This is a genomic window from Pseudomonas sp. WC2401 (assembly GCF_041200115.1).
Lineage (GTDB): Bacteria > Pseudomonadota > Gammaproteobacteria > Pseudomonadales > Pseudomonadaceae > Aquipseudomonas > Aquipseudomonas fragi.
Map to the genome: position 1 here is coordinate 1,353,418 of NZ_CP165623.1, position 19,549 is coordinate 1,372,966.

The following is a 19,549-nucleotide window of genomic DNA, read 5'->3' on the forward strand; positions in this document are numbered from 1 at the left end:
GAGATTCACACCTGATGAGCCAAGGCCCCGAACAGCAGAGCATTACTGAAGCGGCCGCCGAGTGGGCGGTGCGTCTGCACGCGGGTGCATTGAGCGAGGAGGCGCAGGCGCAACTGGAGCAGTGGCTGGCGGCCGATAAGCGCCATCCAGAGGCCTTGCGCTTTGCCGAGCAGACCTGGGCCGCGCTGGGGTATTTGGCACTTGAGCCGCGGCCTGTAGCCCATCGCCAGCGACCAGCAGAAGCCCGGCCCGCGCCGGTTACCCGCCGTCGACGGCCGTTGCGCTGGGCCGGGCGTGCAGCAGTGCTGTCGTTGGTGCTGGCTGTCGGCTGGTTTAGCGGCCCGACGTTGCTGATACAGATGCAGGCCGACTACCGCACAGGTGCGGGAGAAATCCGCACGGTTCAGCTCGATGACGGCAGTTCGGTGCAGCTGGATGCCTCCAGTGCCATCAGCATCGACTACGACAGCGGCGAGCGGCGCATCAGCCTGCTGGCAGGTTCGGCGGTGTTTGATGTCGCCCCGATGGGCGAAGCTGAAACACGACCATTTGTGGTGCAAAGCGCGGGCGGTCGCACCCGGGCGCTGGGCACGCAATTTGTAGTGGGCCGCGAAAGCCGCGATCAGGCCTGGGTCGGCGTGCTGCAACACAGTGTCGAGGTCAGCCTGCAGGCGCCACCGGCTCAAGGCGCGGCGCAGCAAACCCTGGAAGAGGGGCAGAGCGCCCGCTACAGCGCGGCGCAGGGTGTAGAAAAACTGCCCGGTTTTGATTTGAGCGCGGCCACCAGCTGGCGCCGTGGCGTGCTGGTGTTTGACCGCCAGCCACTGGGCCATGTGATCGAACAGCTCAACCGCTATCGCCCCGGCCAGATCATCTTGGCCAATCCGGCCCTGGCCAGTCGACAGGTCAGCGGCGTATTCCGCCTCGAAATGCTCGACAGCGCCCTGCACACCCTCACCCAGGAGTTGCAGGTGCAGCGCGTCGAACTGGCGGGCGTAAGCCTGCTGTATTGAGCCACCACAAAGCTCTCCAGCACTTTTTGAAAATTAATCGCAAAAACCTTTACTGACTTTTCCTCCATCTTACGTCTTGCTATTGAGATTCATTCGCAAAGCAGCTCGTAAGCCTGGGGAAAATAAAAATGATGGGTATTCAGCGCAAAGGGGTGCAGTCCGCAAGCCGGTTAGCCTTTGCAGTTCATGTCGGGATTGTCGCCCTGTTGGCGACGCAAATGCCGGTGCAGGCCGCAAATAAGATCAGCAGCGCCGTTCAGCAAGAATTTATTGCCTTCCACATCCCGGCCCAGCCGCTGGACAAGGCCGTACTGATATTTGCCGAGCAAGCCGGCCTGCAAGTGCTGTTTGACAGCCAGATGTTGCGCGGCCTGAGCTCCGTAGCGCTGAATGGCGACCTTGGCGTACAGGAAGGCCTGGCGCGCTTGCTGGGCAACAACCCGGTGGAGTATCGCTTTACCGGCGAACGCCAGATCACCCTGACCCGCGTCAGCGGCGAACACAACGGCGCCCTGGCCCTGGGCACTACCTCGGTGACGGCCAGTGAGGGTAATACGGCGGATTGGGTGTACCAGACGCCATCCTCCGTCGCTGTCATTACCCGCGAGCAAATCAACAAGCGCGCCCCCCGTCACGCCGCTGACATGCTTGAAGAAACCGCGGGCGTGTACACCGCCGTCAACCAGCGTGACCAGGGCCTGTCGGTCAACATCCGCGGGATTCAGGACTATGGCCGGGTCAACATGAACGTTGACGGCATGCGCCAGAACTTCAACGTCAACGGCCACCAGCAACGCAATGGCGTAATGCTGATCGATCCGGAGATGGTCTCCAGCGTTGAAATCGACAAAGGCGCCCAGTCCGGCATGGGCGGTGCGGGCGTATTGGGGGGCATTGCCAGCTTTAATACCCTGCAAGCCAGTGAGTTCCTGGAAGATGGCAAAGAGTACGGCGGGCGCATCCGGGCCGGCAGCGGTATCGGTAAACTGGGTAACGGCACCTATTTCAATGGCGGTGGCGTCTTCGCATTTGGCAATGATCTTGGCGATGTCCTGGTCGCTTATAGCGAACGCCATTTTGGTGACTACCGTACCGGTCGGCAAAACGCCGATAACCTGGGCGTAAATATTCTCAGCAAGAACAAATATCGCGAAGCCTGGAAAGACTGGCTGTCCAGTGAAGTAGGCGATACCGGCAGTGTGACCCGTTCGCAGATGGTCAAGTTCGGGCTGAACCTGCCCAACGACCAGCGAGCGCAGTTCACTTACCTGGAAACCGACAGCGATAGCGCTGACGCATGGACCAACCTCAATGCGACGAAGGATGGTTATGACTATGTTCGTACCGGTAAAAGCAATATCAATACCGGCAACCTGGCGCTGGACTACAGCTACAACCCGGATAACGAGCTGATCGACTTCAAAAGTAAACTTTATTACGTCAATACGCAGCTTGATCGACGTAATGCCCCCCACAAAGCGTCGGCTGATAGTGGTAATGCATTTGATGGTTACGAAGATGAGTTTCGCACCAGTACATGGGGCTTTCAGGTAGAAAACACGTCCCGGTTTGACTTCAACAACTACGGGCAACTGAGCTGGAACTATGGCCTGGAGAGTTATCAGGACATCTTTAAGTCCAAGAACAATCTGGTGCCTGCAGAGAATGAGACCGATCTGCCCTGGGTTGAGGGTGCTGACCCGGAAGGTAAACGTACCATGGCCAGCCTGTTCAATAACCTGCACTACCAGTACAGCTATTGGCTGACGCTGGATGCCGGGTTGCGTTATGACCGCTATCGTCTGGAAGGCAAGACAGGCATGAGCTTATGGCAAGCGCCAGTCACTCCAGGGGAGAATGGTGGCGAGGTGATGACATCGGGGAGTTCTGTAAGAAATGTTTATTTCTATGATTCCGATCGTGAAGAAGGCAAGTTTTCTCCGACGTTTGGTATAGGGGTAAAACCCGGAGTTGACTGGTTGCAGTTTTATGGGCGGTGGGGTCAGGGCTGGCGCCCGCCGGCGGTGACTGAGGTGTTTATGACCGGGCGGCCCCATGGGGGGAATGCGCCGGAGCGGGTTTACCCCAATCCATACCTGAAAGCTGAGGAAAACCAGGAATGGGAGTTCGGGTTAAATATCTTTAAAGAATCCCTGTTCTTTAATAATGATCGGCTCGGGGTGAAAGTTGCTTACTTTGATAACAACATCAAGAACTTCTCGTTTTTAAATTATGGCGTCTCTCTACCAGGTTCGGACGAAATTTCCACGCCGGGTCGTTCGGCATATGTGAATAACCTGGCTGAGACCCGTTTTCGAGGTGTCGAATATCAGTTGAACTACGACATGGGGCGGTTGTATACCAATCTGAGTTATACGCATATGATTGGCAGTAATGACTTTTGCTCAAATGAATTCTATATGGGTGGGGCCAAAAAAAGGGGTGAGGTTATTAAGATAATCAAAGTGCCCTATACCCGGCCTAATGGCACGATTGGCTACACCAATACTCGAGTCTCTGAATGGCTCGATGACCCTGACAGAAACAACGCAATCACTTGCGGGGCTATCATGGGTAATGCGGCGCATATACCCGCAGATCGAGGGTCTCTAACGGTCGGAGCTCGTTTTCTTGAGCGGCGCCTGGACACTGGGATACGCTTGCGCTACAGCCCTGGTAATGACGCGAGCCTGAATGAGTGGAGTTACAACGGTATAGAGCAAGCACTCTGGCCTAAATACAGCGTGTACGACCTGTATGCAAGTTACTGGCCGACGAACACGTTGAATATTACCTTGTCGTTAGAGAACGCTACCGACGAAGCCTACTTTGTGGCCATGGGAGATGCCAGCAACTTGAGCATGGCGCGCGGTCGGACATTGAGCGGCATGCTCGAATATAAATTCTAAATAACGGACTGTTTGCTTCGTTATATAAAAGATTGCTCGTTGTGAGCAAAGGCGTGCATCGCTGTGCGCCACTTCACTGAAACTATCTAAGGAAGAAACTCAAGTCATGACTATTTCGATTAACTACAGCTCGTTTATTGGTTCTGATTCGATTGGTGACGTACTCAGCGACTGGGCTCAAGGTTTTAAAACTGCGGGTCACGGTCTAAGTAATACCGGTGGTTTCAACAGTGGTGTTAGCGCTCAAGATGGTGAGCAGTATGCGACGCATGGTGCCAATAAATCGGACTACGCCTTTATCGCAGGAAGCGATACCAACAATGGCCTGCATTATGTGTATGACCCTAAAGTCTCTGCTGGCGACAACATGAACCACTACCTGTGGGGTGAACTGGACAGCGTGAGTCTGGGTGAAGTGCTGACTGGCGGTTCGGGCAGCGCGTTTGGCCTGGGCGACTACACCGTCTCCTTCAACGGCCTCGACCTGTCTGCCGCCAGCGATGCCGGCCGTGCGGGCAACGCTGTTCAGGACGTGATCTACGGCCTGATGAAAGGTGACGTATCGGGTCTGGAAGGCGTGCTCAACAACCTGCTGAGCGGGTTTGGCCTGAGCACCGATTCGACCTTCGACCAGCTGGCTGCGGCTGGCCTGGCTCACGCCGATGCACCGCTGGCGGCTGATATCAGCCTGGTGGGCGTGCTGGATGTGGCTCAGGACTGGGCACTGGCGGCGTAACTCCCGCTCACCCCAGTGAACTCCAATCCTGTGGGAGCCGGGCTTGCCCGCGATGGCATCGGCACGGTCTGGCAGTCAGACCGCGACCTATGCATCGCAGGCAAGCCAGCTCCCACAGGGTTTTCGGCCCATTTCCTCGGAACCTTTCCATGACCCGGCCCAAAGCCAACGAGATGCTGGCTGCCTTGACGGCCTACAAACGTGCTTTTTTCAATATCGGCCTGTTCTCGGCCGTGATCAATTTACTGATGCTGGCCCCGGCGTTGTACATGTTGCAGGTGTACGACCGGGTGCTGGCCTCGGGCAATCAAATGACCCTGTTGATGCTGACGCTGATGATCCTCGGCCTGTTTGGCCTGATGGGCGCGTTGGAATGGGTGCGTAGCCAGGTGGTGATCCGCCTCGGCACGCAGATGGACATGCGCTTGAATCAGCGCGTCTACGACGCTGCTTTCGAGGCGCAATTGCGCACCGGCAGCCCGGCCGCAGCGCAGGCGTTGAATGACCTCACCAGCCTGCGCCAGTTCGCGACGGGCAATGCGTTGTTCGCGTTTTTCGATGCGCCGTGGTTTCCGGTGTATCTGTTTGTGATCTTTATGTTCAGCCCCTGGCTGGGGCTGTTGGCCTTGGGCGGCGCAGTGCTGTTGATACTTCTGGCGTGGGTCAATCAACACGTTTCCCAAGCGCCGCTCAAGGCCGCCAGCGAGTTGTCGGTGCAGGCCACCCAGCAGGCCAGCGCCCATTTGCGCAATGCCGAGGCCATTGAGGCCATGGGCATGCTCGATACCTTGCGCGGGCGTTGGCTGGCGCAGCACACGGCCTTTTTGGCGCAGCAGAATCTGGCCAGCGAAAAAACCGCCACCGTCAGTGCCTGGTCCAAGGGCGTGCGCCTGGCCCTGCAATCCTTGGTACTCGGCCTCGGTGCCTTGCTGGCGGTGCAGGGGGAGATCACGGCCGGGATGATGATTGCTGGCTCCATTTTGATGGGCCGCGTGTTGAGCCCAATCGATCAGTTGATTGGTGTGTGGAAACAGTGGAGTTCAGCGCGGCTGGCCTATCAGCGCCTTGAAGCCTTGCTGCACAGCTATCCGGCCCGGGCGCAACGCATGGCTTTGCCCGCGCCACGGGGCGAGCTGGCGGTGGAGCAATTGAGCGCCAGTGCGCCCGGCACCCGTCGCGCCACCCTGGCCAACCTGAGTTTTACCCTGCCGGCCGGGCAGGTGTTGGGCGTGATCGGGCCGTCCGGTTGTGGCAAGTCAACCCTGGCCCGGCTGTTGATCGGCGTGTGGCAGCCGCTGGCAGGCAAGGTGCGGCTGGACGGTGCCGAGCTGTCGCAGTGGGACAAACACCAGCTTGGCCCACACTTGGGTTACTTGCCCCAGGACATTCAGCTGTTTGCCGGCACCATCGCGCAAAATATCGCACGCTTTGCCGAGGTGGATGCCGACAAGGTGCTGGCCGCCGCGCAATTGGCGGGGGTGCATCAGTTGATTCTGCAATTGCCCGAAGGTTATGAAACACGCCTGGGCGAGGGTGGTGCCGGGTTGTCCGGCGGGCAGAAGCAGCGCATCGGCCTGGCCCGCGCGCTGTACGGTCTGCCTGCGGTGATCGTGCTCGACGAACCCAATTCCAACCTCGATGAAGCCGGGGAGCAGGCCTTGTTGCAGGCCATTGCCCAGCTCAAACAGCACAAGCGAACCCTGATTTTGATCACCCACAAACCCAATGTGCTGACCCTCACCGATCAACTGCTGATTCTGCGTGAAGGCCAGCTACAAGCCTTTGGCCCGACGGCCAAGGTGCTCGGCGCGCCCGTCGCGGCCAAACCTGCGGCGCCCAAAACGGCGATGAACGTGAGCTACCGGCTCGGTACGGCAGAGGCGAACAAGGCATGACGCAGTTAAATGCCAAGGCCGTTGGCGACAGCAATGTGCTGCAACTGGATGACACCCGCTATTCGCGCCTGGGCTGGTTATTGATGCTCGGCGGGTTTCTCGGGTTTCTCGGCTGGGCCGCATTGGCGCCGCTGGATAAGGGTGTTGCGGTGTCGGGCAAGGTGATGGTTTCTGGCCATCGCAAAGTGGTGCAGCACCCCAGTGGCGGGATTGTTGAGCGCATCGACGTGCGCGACGGTGACAAGGTGGCCGCAGGCCAGGTGCTGATTCGCTTGAAGGAAACCCCGCTGCTGGGCCAGGCCCAATCCTTGCGCAGTCAGTTTTACGGCTCGTTGGCCAGTGAGGCACGGCTTAATGCCGAGCGCGACGGTGTGGCCAGTGTGAGTTTTCCCGTTGAGTTGACGGCATTGGCCGCCGAGCCGGAGGTGGCGTCCAACCTGGCATTGCAACGGCAATTGTTCGATAGCCGGCGTCAGGCGTTATTGCTGGATCAGCAAGGCATTGATGAAAGCATCGCGGGCGCCGAGGCGCAGTTGCGTGGGGTGCGTGACTCCCAGGCCAGCAAGGTGCTGCAACGCACGGCCCTGACCGAGCAGTTGCAAGGTTTGCGTGAGCTGGCCCGCGAAGGCTATATCCCGCGCAACCGCCTGCTGGACAGCGAGCGGGTGTACGCCCAGGTGCTGGGTTCCATCAGTGAAGACTACGGCCGTATCGGCCAGTTGCAGCGACAAGTGCTGGAGATGCGTTTGAAAATTCGGCAATTGGCCGAGGAATATCAAAAGGAAGTGCGTACGCAGTTGGCCGATACCCGGGTGCGCACCGAAGATCTGCGTAACCGGCTGGCGTCGGCCGAGTTTGAACTGGCTAACAGCCAGTTGCGCGCGCCGGTGGCCGGGATTGTGGTGGGCCTGGACGTATTTACCGAAGGCGGGGTGATCAAGCCCGGTCAGGCGCTGATGGAAATCGTGCCCCAGGGCGAGCCCCTGCTGGTCGAGGCCCGGGTGCCAGTCGAGCTGGCCGACAAGGTGCACGCCGGGTTGCCGGTGGAGCTGATGTTCTCCGCCTTTAGCCAGAGCACCACGCCGCGGGTGGCGGGCGAAGTGACGCTGGTATCGGCAGATCGCCAAGTGGACGAGCGCACGGACGAACCGTATTACACGCTGCGTGCCCAGGTCAGCGATGCGGGCATGGCCCAGTTGGCCGGGTTGCAGATTCGCCCGGGCATGCCGGTTGAGGCCTTTGTGCGCACGGGCGAGCGCTCGATGCTCAATTACCTGTTCAAGCCGCTGCTCGACCGCACCCACATGGCATTGGTGGAAGAATGACCGTGCGCCAGTTTGTATGTGGATTATTGATGGTGTGCGCGGGGCCGGTGCAGGCATTGGGGTTGCTGGACGCCTACGACTTGGCTGTGCGCAATGACCCGACCTTTCAGGCGGCCATCGAAGAGCGTGCCGCCGGCGAGGAGAACCGCGCCCTTGGTCGCTCCGCCTTGCTGCCGACCCTGTCGTGGAACTACAACAACTCACGCAACGAGTCTGAAGTTACCCAGGCCAGCACCCGGACCGATCGCGATTACCGCAGTTACGCGGCGACATTGACCTTGCAGCAACCGCTGCTGGACTACGAAGCCTACGCACGATTCCGGCAGGGCGCGGCGCAGGCGTTGTTTTCTGATGAGCGTTTTCGCAGCAAAAGCCAGTACTTGGCAGTACGGCTGCTCAATGCCTATAGCCAGGCCTTGCTGGCGCAAGAGCGCATTGAACTGAGCCGTGCGCAAAAGCGTGCCTTTGCCGAGCGTTTGCAGCTTAACCAGCGATTGCTCAAGGGCGGCGAGGGCACCCGCACCGATGTGCTGGAAACCCAGGCACGGCTGAGCATGGCGGTGGCCGAAGAAATCGAGGCGCAGGACAACCAGGACGCTGCCCTGCGAGAGCTGGAGGCGATGCTTGGCGAGCCGTTGCAGATCGGGCAACTGGCCCCGCTGGCGGCACACTTTGCGATTGCGCCGCTGGAGCCGCAGCGCTTTGAAAGCTGGCGCGAGCTGGCCCTGGCCAATAACCCGGAGCTGGCCTCGCAGCATCATGCGCTGACTTCGGCCGAGTACGAAGTGGAGCGCAAGCGGGCCGGGCACTTACCCAAACTCAGCTTGTATGCCAGCAGCCGTCAGACCAGTTCTGATTCCGAGAGTACCTATAACCAGAAGTACGATACCAACAGTGTCGGTATTCAGCTCACCGTGCCGTTGTTTGCGGGGGGATCGGTGTCGGCATCGACCCGCCAGGCCGCGCGGCAATTGTCCCAGGCCCAGTATGAACTGGACGCGCAAACAGCCAGCACGCTGGTGGACCTGCGCAAGCAGTACAACCTCAATAGCAGTGCCGCGGCCAAGGTGCGGGCCTATGAAATGGCGGTGGAATCTGCCGGTGCCCTGGTGCAGGCGACGCAGAAAAGTGTGAGTGGCGGCGAGCGGGTCAATCTGGATGTGCTGGATGCCGAGCAGCAATTGTTCAGTGCCAAGCGGGATCTGGCTGAAGCACGCTATGCTTATTTATTGGCACGGGTACAGCTCAGGTATTACGCGGGGGTGTTGAACGAGGGGGACTTGCGGCAGGTGGCGGGGTATTTTCGGGCCCATTAAACATGGCCCTATTGCGGCGTGGCCATCGCGGGCAAGCCCGCTCCCACAGGTATTGCGCTGATCCTGTGGGAGCGGGCTTGCCCGCGATTAGGTCGACACGGTGTATCAGAACCTGTGTTTACCGGCGAACCAGCAACACGCCCGATTCCATGTGGTGCGTCCACGGGAATTGGTCAAATACTGCGCAGCGCTCAATCCGGTGTGTATCGTGCAGTTGGGCGATGTTCTCGGCCAATGTCGCCGGGTTGCACGAGATATACAGGATATTGTCGAAACGACGGGTCAGCTCGCAGGTGTCCGGGTCCATGCCCGCACGCGGCGGGTCGACGAAGACGCTGCCGAAGTCGTAGCTTTTAAGGTCGATGCCCTGCAAGCGACGGAACGGACGCACTTCATTCAGGGCTTCGGTCAGTTCTTCGGCCGACAAGCGCACCAGCGTGACGTTATCCACAGCGTTGTCGCGCAGGTTGTTCAGCGCCGCATACACCGACGTCTTGCTGATTTCAGTGGCCAGCACTTTACGCACGCGGGTGGCCAGCGGCAGGGTGAAGTTGCCGTTGCCGCAATACAGCTCCAGCAAATCGTCCGACTTCTCACCCAGGGCGTCATACGCCCAGTTGAGCATCTTCTGATTGACCGTACCGTTTGGCTGGGTGAACGCGCCTTCAGGTTGTTGATAGGTGAAAGTGCGACCCGCCACTTCGAGCTTCTCGACCACATGGTCGCGACCAATCACGCTGCGCTTGCCCTTGGAGCGGCCAATCACGCTGATGTCGAGGTCTTTGGCCAATTGCTCGGCGGCGGTTTGCCAGTGCTCGTCCAGCGGGCGGTGATAGCACAAAGTGACCATCGCATCGCCGGCCAGGGTGGTCTGGAACTCCACCTGGAACAGCTTGTGGCTCAGGGCCGAGCTGGCTTGCCAGGCGGCCTTGAGCTGGGGCATCAGTTGGTTGATGCGCAGGCTGGCGATCGGGAAGTCTTCGATCAGGATCGGCGTACGCTTGTCGTCCTGGGCGAACATCGCGTAATGACGGTCGCCCCCTTCACGCCACAGGCGGAACTCGGCCCGCAGGCGAAAGTGCTTCAGCGGCGAATCAAACACCTGCGGCTCAGGTGCATCGAAAGGCGCCAGCAGTTCGCGCAGGCGATTGGCCTTGGCTTCAAGCTCTACGGCGTAGGTAGCAGAATCAAACGGCAAGGCACTCATGCAGGAAACCAACCTAGCTTGACCACAAACAGAATCGACAGAATGATCAGCGGCGCATTCAGTTCACGGGCGCGGCCCGACAGCAGCTTGATCACGGTCCAGGAAATAAAGCCGAAGGCGATGCCGCTGGCAATGGAGTAGGTGAACGGCATGGCCAGGGCGGTGATCACCACCGGGGCGGCCACGGTGATGTCTTCCCAGTCGATTTCGGCCAGGCCGCTCATCATCAGCACGGCCACGAACATCAGCGCAGGTGCGGTGGCGAAGGCGGGAACACTGGCGGCCAATGGCGAGAAGAACAGCGCCAGCAGGAACATGATGCCGACCACGATGGCGGTCAGGCCGGTACGACCGCCGGCGCTCACGCCCGCTGCCGACTCGATGTAGCTGGTGGTGGTCGACGTGCCCAGTAGCGAACCGGCCATGGCCGCAGTGCTGTCTGCGATCAGGGCACGGCCCATTTTCGGCATGTGGCCGTCCTTGCCCATCAGGCCGGCGCGCTTGGCAACGCCGATCAGGGTGCCGGAGTTGTCGAACAGGTCAACGAACAGGAAGGCGAAGATCACGCTGATCAGGCCGATATCCAAGGCACCCTTGATGTCCAGTTGCAGGAAAGTCGGAGCCAGCGAAGGCGGCATCGACATCACGCCACCGAAATCGGTCACGCCCATGGCGATGGAGGCAATGGTCACGGCCAGGATGCCGATCAGCACCGCGCCGCGCACTTTCATCGCTTCAAGGGCCACGATCAGGGCAAAGCCCAGGGAAGCCAGGATCACTTTTGGTTGAGCCAGGTCGCCCATGCCTACCAGGGTGGCCTTGTTGGCAACCACGATGCCGGCGTTGCCCAGGGCGATCAGTGCCAAAAACAGGCCGATACCGGCGGCAATGGCCGAGCGCAGCGGCAGCGGGATGCTGTTGATGATCCATTCGCGGATGCGAAAGATCGACAACAGGAAGAACAACACCGCCGAGATAAACACCGCACCCAGCGCTACTTGCCAGGTATGGCCCATGTGCAAGACCACGGTGTAGGTGAAGAAGGCGTTCAGGCCCATGCCCGGTGCCAGTGCAATCGGGTAGTTGGCAATGATGCCCATCACCGCCGAGCCGATGGCGGCTGCCAGGCAGGTGGCAACAAATACGGCGCCCTTGTCCATGCCGGTCTCGCCGAGGATGCTCGGGTTCACGAACAGGATGTAGGCCATCGCCAGGAAGGTGGTGATACCCGCAAGAATCTCGGTACGCACATTGGTGTTGTGTGCTTTGAGTTGAAACAGCCTTTCCAGCATGCCAGTCCCCGTGGCGCCAAATGCGCCGTGATTAAATCGTTTTCAACAGCAAAGCACAGGCGCGGACCGCCTGAAGATTTTCTGTCTGTTGGAAAAAGCCGCGCATCATACCAGCAGCTCGTGGATATGGCTGCTTTGGTTACCCTGCGGGGCCATGTTTTATAACCTTGATGTGGCAGGCATACTGCGTGCCAGTTTTTGGAGGGACCCATGAAGCACTTCATCAAACATGTATCAGTCTGTTTTGGCCTTTTCCTGAGTGCTGCCGTCAGCGCCGCGCCGGCAATGCCCTTGAGTACCCTGGAAATTCTCAAGGTAGCGTCTGTTTCGTGCGCTGTAGAGGATGTATCGGATGGCCGCGAGCAGACCCGCTGCGATCATAACGGCCCGCATATCAAGGTGTATGTGCTGGAGCGCGGCTACGGCGGCCAGCCCAATGTGACCCTCGACGGCCAGGAAGTGGACGGCGTGCGGGCACCGGTGTGCAATCAGGGCGAGGGGCTGGTGGCCTGCAACGGGGCAGGCACCACGGTGGGGCATGTGTATACCTTTGACCTGGGTAACAAGGGCGGCGGCTGGTTCCAGTTCAGTAACAGCTCACTGGTACCACCGCACAACCGGCTGAGTGTGAAGCTATATATAAGGTAGGAGCAGTGGCTTACTCCCGTAGCAGCTGCCGAAGGCTGCGTTCGACGACGCAGTCGTCGTAAACCCGGTCGTCGCGGTAGATCTGAATCACCGAGTTGAATGGCTTTACGACTGCTTCGCAGCCGGACGCAGCCTCGCGCTGCTCGTCAGCTGCTACGCAGCAGGGGGCAAGTCAGATTTTTCTTCCACCATCCGGTCCCGATTGGCCAGCCCCGGGAACAGTTTTATCCACAGGCCGGTAACAACCAGCGTGCCGACACCGCCCAGCACTACGGCCGGCACGGTGCCCAGCCAGTGGGCGGTGGCCCCGGATTCAAACTCCCCCAGCTGGTTGGAGGCGCCGATAAACAGGCCATTGACCGCGCTTACCCGGCCACGCATCTCGTCCGGGGTCTCCAGTTGCACAAACGAGGCGCGGATCACCATGCTGATCATGTCTGCCGCGCCCAATACCACCAGCACCGCCAACGAGAACCAGAACGAGGTCGACAGGCCAAACGCGATGGTTGCGACCCCGAATACGCCCACGGCGGTAAACATCACGCGCCCCACCTTGCGCTCCACCGGGAATCTGGCCAGCCACAGTGACATCAGCAGGGCGCCGACTGCCGGTGCCGAGCGCAACATGCCCAGGCCCCAGGGGCCGGTCAGCAGAATGTCCTTGGCAAACACCGGCAGCAGCGCCGTGGCGCCGCCCAGCAGCACGGCAAACAGGTCCAGGGAGATGGCCCCCAGCACGTCCGGGCGGCTGCGGATAAAGCGGATGCCCGCCAGCAGCGAGTCCAGCGTGGCCTTGGCCTTGTTCAGCGGCAACTGACGGGCGGGCAGGGTGCTCATCAACAGTGCGGCAATCAGGTACAGCGCCACGCTCGGGCCATACACCCACACGCTGCCAAACGCATACAGCAGGCCGCCAAACGCCGGGGCAACGATGGTGGCCGATTGCTGCGCCGCCTGTGCCGCCGCCACGGCCCGCGGGAACAGTTCCACCGGCACAATCGAAGGCAGCAGCGCCTGGGTGGCGGGCATTTCGAAGGAGCGGGCAGCGCCCAGCAAAAACGCGAGGATAAAGATCATTTCCCGGGTGATATGGTCGCTGGCACTGCTGATGGCCAGTGTCAGGGCAATCATTGCCTGTAGCGACTGGCACACGGCCGCCACCCGGCGCCGGTCGTAACGGTCGGCCACATGCCCGGTGTGCAGCATAAACAGCAGGCGCGGGGCGAACTCGATCAAGCCCACCCAACCCAGGTCCATCACATTGCCGGTGAGCTGGTAGAGGTTCCAGCCAATGGCCACGGTGAGCATTTGAAACGCACTGGCGGTAAAGATACGGGCAAACCAGAAGGCCACAAATGGCCGATGATGGCGAAGCAGAAGAGGCTGGCTGGTCATGTAGGAAGATCGTGGTCGAGGGCAGGGGAGGTCGAGATTATCACTGTTTTGTAACAAGAAATGACTCAAAACATCACATCAGCCGAGGTCCGCATTGCGGGCTTGCGTCGATTCCCTGCACTTCTTGCAACGGTCTATATCAAGGGCTGAGGCATCATGTCACGCGACAACAAACCACATTAGCCGTGTGTCAGGAATGGACTACTCTTTCATCCATGCTTGATCCAGATCAAAGCCCTTCGGGTTTTATCTGGGTGGCCAGCCGGCCAGATCCCTTACGGTTGTGGATAAAAAGCGGGCACCGATTCGCTGCGGCCACGGCTTGCGAGGGTAGTTGGATACAGGCGCGATGCCTGTGTCCCCAACGACCTGATACCTGATAGAGGAAGACTTATGTTCGGTTTGGAGGCTCTCGATCTCGCCCGAATTCAGTTCGCGTTTACCGTGTCGTTCCACATTCTTTTTCCCGCCATTACCATCGGTCTCGCCAGTTATCTGATGGTGCTCGAAGGCATGTGGCTGAAAACCCGTGACGACACCTACCGCGATCTGTACCACTTTTGGTCGAAGATATTCGCCGTCAACTTTGGCATGGGCGTAGTGTCGGGCCTGGTCATGGCCTATCAGTTCGGGACCAACTGGTCGAGGTTCTCGGACTTCGCCGGTGCAGTCACCGGGCCACTACTGACCTATGAAGTACTCACCGCATTCTTCCTCGAAGCAGGCTTTCTGGGGGTCATGCTGTTTGGCTGGAACCGCGTCGGTCGCGGGATGCACTTTTTCTCGACCGCGATGGTGGCCCTCGGCACGCTGGTTTCGACCTTCTGGATCCTGGCCTCCAACAGCTGGATGCAGACCCCGCAAGGCTTCGAAATCATTGATGGCCGGGTTATTCCGGTGGACTGGCTGGCGGTGATTTTCAACCCGTCGTTCCCCTACCGCCTGGCCCATATGGCCACGGCTGCCTTTGTCGCCACGGCGTTCTTCGTCGGTGCTTCGGCCGCCTGGCACCTGTTGCGCGGTCGCAACACGCCGGCCATTCGTCGCATGTTTTCGATGGCGATGTGGATGGCCCTGGTGGTTGCGCCGGTGCAGGCCTTTATCGGTGATGCCCACGGGTTGAATACCCTTGAGTACCAGCCGGTGAAAATCGCCGCGATCGAAGGCCACTGGGAAAACAAACCGGGTGAGCCAACGCCGCTGATCCTGTTCGGCATTCCCAACATGAAAACCGAGACCACGGACTACAAGATCGAGGTGCCGTACCTGGGCAGCCTGATCCTGACCCATAGCCTGGACAAGCAAATCCCGGCGATGAAGGACTACCCGGCAGCGGATCGCCCGAACTCGACCATCGTGTTCTTTACCTTCCGCATCATGGTTGCGCTGGGCATGCTGATGATCTTTATCGGCCTGTGGAGTGTGTGGCTGCGCAAGCGCGGCACCCTGTACGAGAACCGCTGGTTCCTGCGCCTGGTGCTGTGGATGGGGCCATCGGGCCTGATCGCGATCCTCGCGGGCTGGTTCACCACCGAGATTGGTCGTCAACCGTGGGTGGTCTACGGGCTGATGCGCACTGCTGATGCTTCGTCCAACCATAGCGTCACGCAAATGAGCATCACGCTGGTCATGTTCGTACTGGTGTATTTCTCGCTGTTCGGTGTGGGTCTGGGCTACATGATGCGTCTGGTACGCAAAGGCCCGATCACTCACGAAGGCGATGACGACACCCACGGTGGCCCAGGCCAGCAACGCACGCCTGCCCGTCCTCTGTCTGCGGCCCATGAGGGTACAGATGAAGGCCACAGCGACAGCCTGACTAAGGGGAATTGAGTCATGGGTATTGATCTGCCACTTATCTGGGCAATCATCATCATCTTCGGGATCATGATGTATGTGGTCATGGACGGTTTCGACCTCGGGATCGGCATCCTCTTCCCCTTTATCAAGGGCGAGAAAGACCGCGATGTGATGATGAACACGGTCGCCCCTGTCTGGGACGGCAACGAAACCTGGCTGGTACTGGGCGGTGCAGCGCTGTTTGGCGCCTTCCCGCTGGCCTATTCGGTAGTGTTGTCGGCGTTGTACCTGCCGCTGATCCTGATGCTGATGGGCCTGATCTTCCGCGGCGTGGCCTTTGAGTTCCGCTTCAAGGCGCGCCCGGAAAAACGCCATATCTGGGACAAGTCCTTTATTGGCGGTTCGCTGGTGGCTACGTTCTTCCAGGGCGTGGCGCTGGGGGCCTTTATTGATGGCCTGCCGGTCGTCAATCGCCAGTACGCCGGTGGCGGGCTGGACTGGCTGTCACCGTTCACGGTGTTCTGCGGTATTGCCCTGATCGTGGCTTACGCCTTGCTCGGCTGCACCTGGCTGATCATGAAGACCGAAGGCGAGCTGCAAGAGCGCATGCACAAGCTGGGTCGTCCGTTGGCACTGGCCGTGCTGGCACTGATGGGTGTCGTCAGCCTGTGGACGCCGCTGGCGCACACTGACATTGCAGCTCGCTGGTTTACCCTGCCGAACCTGTTCTGGTTCCTGCCGGTACCGATCCTGGTGCTGGTAACCATGTACGGTTTGATCAAGGCAATCGCGCGCAAGGCTCACTACACACCGTTCCTGTTGACCCTGGTGCTGATCTTCCTGGGTTACAGCGGCCTGGGCATCAGCTTGTGGCCGAACATCATCCCGCCTTCGATCTCGATCTGGGATGCGGCAGCACCGCCGCAAAGCCAGGGCTTCATGCTGGTGGGTACGCTGTTTATCATCCCGTTCATTCTGGGTTACACCTTCTGGAGCTACTACGTGTTCCGCGGCAAGGTCACCCACGAAGACGGTTATCACTAGTAGCAAGTGCCGCTGTGGCCCGAGGGCCACAGCCTTTTCCCCAAGAGGAGGCCCGACATGGCTGGCAAGGATTATCTACACGACGTGCAAGAGTGCGAAAAAAAGCCTTTATGGCAACGCATAGGCTGGCTGCTGGTGATCTGGACCGGCAGTGTGGCCACCCTGGCAGTATTTGCCTGGCTGATCCGCATGTTTATGACGGCGGCAGGCATGAAAAGCCACTGACTTCCCATCCCGTTGCCTTGCAGCTACGGTTTTATGACCCGCTTCGGCGGGTTTTTTTTCGGCTGGATTTTGTAGGTGTGAGGCTTTCGCGAGCAAGCCCGCTCCCACATGGATGGGCATCGCAAAACCTGTGGGAGCTGGCTTGCCTGCGATGCAGGCGCTGCGGTGAGTCAGGCAGGTTGAGGTGATGCTATCGCGGGCAAGCCCGCTCCCACATGGATGGGCATCGCAAAACCTGTGGGAGCTGGCTTGCCTGCGATGCAGGCGCTGCGGTGAGTCAGGCAGGTTGAGGTGATGCTATCGCGAGCAAGCCCGCTCCCACATGGATGGGCATCGCAAAACCTGTGGGAGCTGGCTTGCCTGCGATGCAGGCGCTGCGGTGAGTCAGGCAGGTTGAGGTGATGCTATCGCGGGCAAGCCCGCTCCCACATGGACGGGCATCGCAAACCTGTGGGTCTGTCTTACTTGCGCGCCTTGAGGATCACGAACTTGGGCGTGGCGGCAACTTGCTCAACGCCCCGAAACAACTTGGCCAGCTTGCTGTGATAGCCCAGATGGCGGTTACCGACGATATACAGTGCGCCGCCCACGACCAGCGCTTCACGCGCTTGCTGGAACATGCGCCAGGCCAGAAAGTCCCCCACCACTTGTTGCTGGTGAAACGGCGGGTTGCACAACACCACGTCCAGTGAGTCCGGCGCCTGGCTTGCCAGCCCGTCATCAGCCCGCACAGTCACTTGGCGATCACCCAGCGCCGCCTGCCAGTTTTCACGCGCAGACTGCACGGCCATAAATGACTCATCGACCAGCGTGTACTGTGCCTGCGGGTTGGCCAGGGCACTGGCAATGGCCAGCACCCCGTTGCCACAGCCCAGGTCGGCCACCCGGGCCGAGCCCAGGTTTTTCGGCAGGTGCGGCAGGAACGCCCGGGTGCCGATATCCAGGTCTTCGCGGCAGAACACGTTGGCGTGGTTGAGCAGCTCGATGGCCGGCCTGTCCAGCTTGTAGCGGGTAGGGTACGGCGAGGTAAAGGGCCCCAGGCCCTGCGCAGTGGCGATCAGCAGGCGGGCCTTTTTGACCGCCAGCGAAGCGTGCATCGGACCGATATAGCGTTCCAGCAGGTCGCCAGCGGCGCGAGGCAGGTGTTTGACCATCGCCCCCGCGATCACTTGGGCGCCCGGGGCCAGTTGGCCTTGCAGGCGGATCAGTTGCTCTTCAAGCAACGCCAGGGTTTTAGGTACGCGCACCAGCACACAGTCGAAAGGCCCGATAAGCGGCTCGCTGGCCGGGATGATCGAGACCGCATCGTAAGCATGGCCATTGCGCACCAGGTTTTTTTCCAGTGCTTGCATGGCCAGGAAAGAGTCACTGCTGCTGGTGACCTGCAGGGTCCCGACCAGGCTGACCGCCAAGGCCCCAAAACTGTCATTGAGTACCAGCACCCGGCTATTTGCGGGCAGCGCCTGTTCGGCCAAGTGATTAAGCAAATACTCATCCGCCGCATCAAAGGCCTGCAAGGGCTCATTTTGCTGCTCGGGTTGGCGGATCAGACGAAGTTGGGCGAAAGGGCTTTCTAGCACGGGCATTTATACAAACTCTGAGGAATCAACTGTTGCGTGGCCTGGCCCTGAGGGCGCCGGGCAAGCAGAAGAGTCCGTGGGTTTTACAGGTGGCCGTGATTTTACTTTTTTTTACCGCAGATTACCTGATGCGTTTATTGCCGCTGGGCAGCGCAGGTTTACAACAGGCCTAACTTGGCTGCCATGACCACTGCGGAGGTTTTGTTGTTGGCACCCAGTTTTTTCATGGCGCTGCTGATATGGAAGTTCACGGTCCGGGGGCTCAGGCCCAGGATCATGCCGATATCGGAGGCGATTTTACCGTCGGCAGTCCACTTCAATACCTCCAGCTCGCGGCACGATAGGCGGATGATATGAATCTCCAGCCGGTGATGCAGGTGGCAGCGTTCGAGCATGGCACTGTGTAACTGGTTGCAGAGCCACAATACTTTTGCGGCTTTCTCGGAAAATTCGCCTTCGGTCACCGGATGGCTGCTTCTGGCAAGGCTCAGCATGCTCACCACACCATTGGGGTCGTGCACCGACTGCGACCATCCATACGTTAGCCCGAAGGTTTGCGTGGCTTTCCATTGATCTGGGGCTTCGCGAAAGATCTCGCTGCTCCAGAGGATGGGCGCGATCGACAGTTGGCAGTGGTTTACAAGTGGGTTCTTATGGGTGAAAGCACCTTTTTCATACCGCTCTACATAATCATTTGGATAGTTTGTTATTACTTTGCTATTCGTTGTGATGTTTCCAAGTCGAGGGATCATTCGAAAGAAAAAAAAGTCAAAGCCGTACTCTTCTATCCGTTTGAGTGTATCTGAACAAAGTTCCGCTTCGCTTCTGCAAGCAACAGGGGGAGTTTGGCTGATTAAATGATGTGAAGTCATAAGGCGCTCCTACGGCCCGCCAGTCAGTGGGTGGTGATGTTATGGGAGGGTGATAATTTTATTTTAGGTGCTGTTTCAGATATTGATAAGTATTTAATAAGTTGCTTTTGCTGCATGAAAATCTATTGGGGTATAAGTGGGGTTGGAGCACTTTTTGGGCAAGTTTAGTTATGCGTTTTTGAGTGCCTGTATATAGCAGTCGCCGGATGATTAATAGGGCTGGCGCCTGAACCTGCATGGAGTCTCACTGGCCCGGCCCGCCTTTGCCCCCGTGTTTGCGACGCGGCAAGGT

General features: G+C 59.3%; 16 protein-coding genes. 11 read left to right on the top strand and 5 right to left on the bottom strand.

The genetic code is table 11. The features are described 5' to 3' along the window. Positions 1–14 precede the first annotated feature (14 nt). The 6 genes from AB3G35_RS06195 (at position 15) to AB3G35_RS06220 (ending at position 9,194) form a co-directional block, all read left to right on the top strand. Positions 15–1,013, top strand: coding sequence for a FecR domain-containing protein (locus tag AB3G35_RS06195; RefSeq protein ID WP_369782384.1), 999 nt, complete (start codon positions 15–17; stop codon positions 1,011–1,013). Positions 1,014–1,141: 128 nt separating this feature from the next. Then, the gene (locus AB3G35_RS06200; RefSeq protein ID WP_369782385.1) at positions 1,142–3,922 is read left to right on the top strand and encodes a TonB-dependent hemoglobin/transferrin/lactoferrin family receptor; all 2,781 of its coding nucleotides are present in this window, start codon (positions 1,142–1,144) and stop codon (positions 3,920–3,922) included. A 106-nt stretch (positions 3,923–4,028) separates the two neighbouring features. After that, entirely contained in the window at positions 4,029–4,658 is a 630-nt protein-coding gene (locus AB3G35_RS06205; protein WP_150628301.1) for a heme acquisition protein HasA, read from the top strand. Positions 4,659–4,807: 149 nt separating this feature from the next. Further along, on the top strand, positions 4,808–6,553 hold the full coding sequence (locus AB3G35_RS06210; RefSeq protein WP_340078981.1) for a type I secretion system permease/ATPase: 1,746 nt from the start codon (positions 4,808–4,810) through the stop codon (positions 6,551–6,553). Continuing rightward, positions 6,550–7,878 (top strand): HlyD family type I secretion periplasmic adaptor subunit, encoded by a 1,329-nt coding sequence (locus AB3G35_RS06215; protein WP_369782386.1) that lies wholly within the window; start codon positions 6,550–6,552, stop codon positions 7,876–7,878. The genes AB3G35_RS06210 and AB3G35_RS06215 overlap by 4 nt, the downstream gene beginning before the upstream one ends. A gap of 29 nt (positions 7,879–7,907) precedes the next feature. Beyond that, on the top strand, positions 7,908–9,194 hold the full coding sequence (locus tag AB3G35_RS06220) for a TolC family outer membrane protein (RefSeq protein WP_106116365.1): 1,287 nt from the start codon (positions 7,908–7,910) through the stop codon (positions 9,192–9,194). A 118-nt stretch (positions 9,195–9,312) separates the two neighbouring features. Here AB3G35_RS06220 and trmA read toward each other — a convergent pair whose 3' ends face one another. Further along, positions 9,313–10,401: a tRNA (uridine(54)-C5)-methyltransferase TrmA gene (gene trmA, locus AB3G35_RS06225; protein WP_088378920.1), complete on the bottom strand. Its 1,089-nt coding sequence runs from the start codon at positions 10,399–10,401 to the stop codon at positions 9,313–9,315. Beyond that, positions 10,398–11,693 carry an NCS2 family permease gene (locus AB3G35_RS06230; protein WP_016779353.1) on the bottom strand — a complete coding sequence of 432 codons (1,296 nt, stop codon included), beginning with the start codon at positions 11,691–11,693 and terminating at the stop codon, positions 10,398–10,400. Before AB3G35_RS06230 ends, trmA begins: the two co-directional genes overlap by 4 nt. A gap of 210 nt (positions 11,694–11,903) precedes the next feature. Here AB3G35_RS06230 and AB3G35_RS06235 point away from each other — a divergent pair, with 210 nt between their 5' ends. Further along, positions 11,904–12,341: a DUF4879 domain-containing protein gene (locus AB3G35_RS06235; protein ID WP_369782387.1), complete on the top strand. Its 438-nt coding sequence runs from the start codon at positions 11,904–11,906 to the stop codon at positions 12,339–12,341. A gap of 153 nt (positions 12,342–12,494) precedes the next feature. Here AB3G35_RS06235 and AB3G35_RS06240 read toward each other — a convergent pair whose 3' ends face one another. After that, positions 12,495–13,736 carry an MFS transporter gene (locus AB3G35_RS06240; protein WP_086795835.1) on the bottom strand — a complete coding sequence of 414 codons (1,242 nt, stop codon included), beginning with the start codon at positions 13,734–13,736 and terminating at the stop codon, positions 12,495–12,497. A 393-nt stretch (positions 13,737–14,129) separates the two neighbouring features. Here AB3G35_RS06240 and AB3G35_RS06245 point away from each other — a divergent pair, with 393 nt between their 5' ends. Genes AB3G35_RS06245 through AB3G35_RS06255 form a run of 3 tightly spaced genes read left to right on the top strand, consistent with a single transcriptional unit; the run spans position 14,130 to position 16,805 of the window. Next, positions 14,130–15,569, top strand: a complete 1,440-nt coding sequence (locus AB3G35_RS06245; RefSeq protein WP_095030615.1) for a cytochrome ubiquinol oxidase subunit I — start codon at positions 14,130–14,132, stop codon at positions 15,567–15,569. Between the two features lie 3 nt (positions 15,570–15,572). After that, the gene (gene cydB / locus AB3G35_RS06250; protein WP_016779357.1) at positions 15,573–16,580 is read left to right on the top strand and encodes a cytochrome d ubiquinol oxidase subunit II; all 1,008 of its coding nucleotides are present in this window, start codon (positions 15,573–15,575) and stop codon (positions 16,578–16,580) included. Positions 16,581–16,637: 57 nt separating this feature from the next. Further along, a complete protein-coding gene (locus AB3G35_RS06255) occupies positions 16,638–16,805 on the top strand; it encodes a DUF2474 domain-containing protein (RefSeq protein ID WP_016779358.1) in 168 nt (55 codons plus the stop codon). Between the two features lie 461 nt (positions 16,806–17,266). Here AB3G35_RS06255 and AB3G35_RS06260 read toward each other — a convergent pair whose 3' ends face one another. Next, positions 17,267–18,391: a methyltransferase gene (locus tag AB3G35_RS06260; protein WP_369782388.1), complete on the bottom strand. Its 1,125-nt coding sequence runs from the start codon at positions 18,389–18,391 to the stop codon at positions 17,267–17,269. A gap of 26 nt (positions 18,392–18,417) precedes the next feature. Between AB3G35_RS06260 and AB3G35_RS06265 the strand changes: the two genes are divergently transcribed. Continuing rightward, the gene (locus AB3G35_RS06265; protein ID WP_016779360.1) at positions 18,418–18,558 is read left to right on the top strand and encodes a hypothetical protein; all 141 of its coding nucleotides are present in this window, start codon (positions 18,418–18,420) and stop codon (positions 18,556–18,558) included. Here AB3G35_RS06265 and AB3G35_RS06270 read toward each other — a convergent pair. Further along, positions 18,544–19,257, bottom strand: coding sequence for a LuxR family transcriptional regulator (locus AB3G35_RS06270; RefSeq protein ID WP_134049243.1), 714 nt, complete (start codon positions 19,255–19,257; stop codon positions 18,544–18,546). The two genes, AB3G35_RS06265 and AB3G35_RS06270, sit on opposite strands and share 15 nt — an antisense overlap. Positions 19,258–19,549 lie beyond the last annotated feature (292 nt).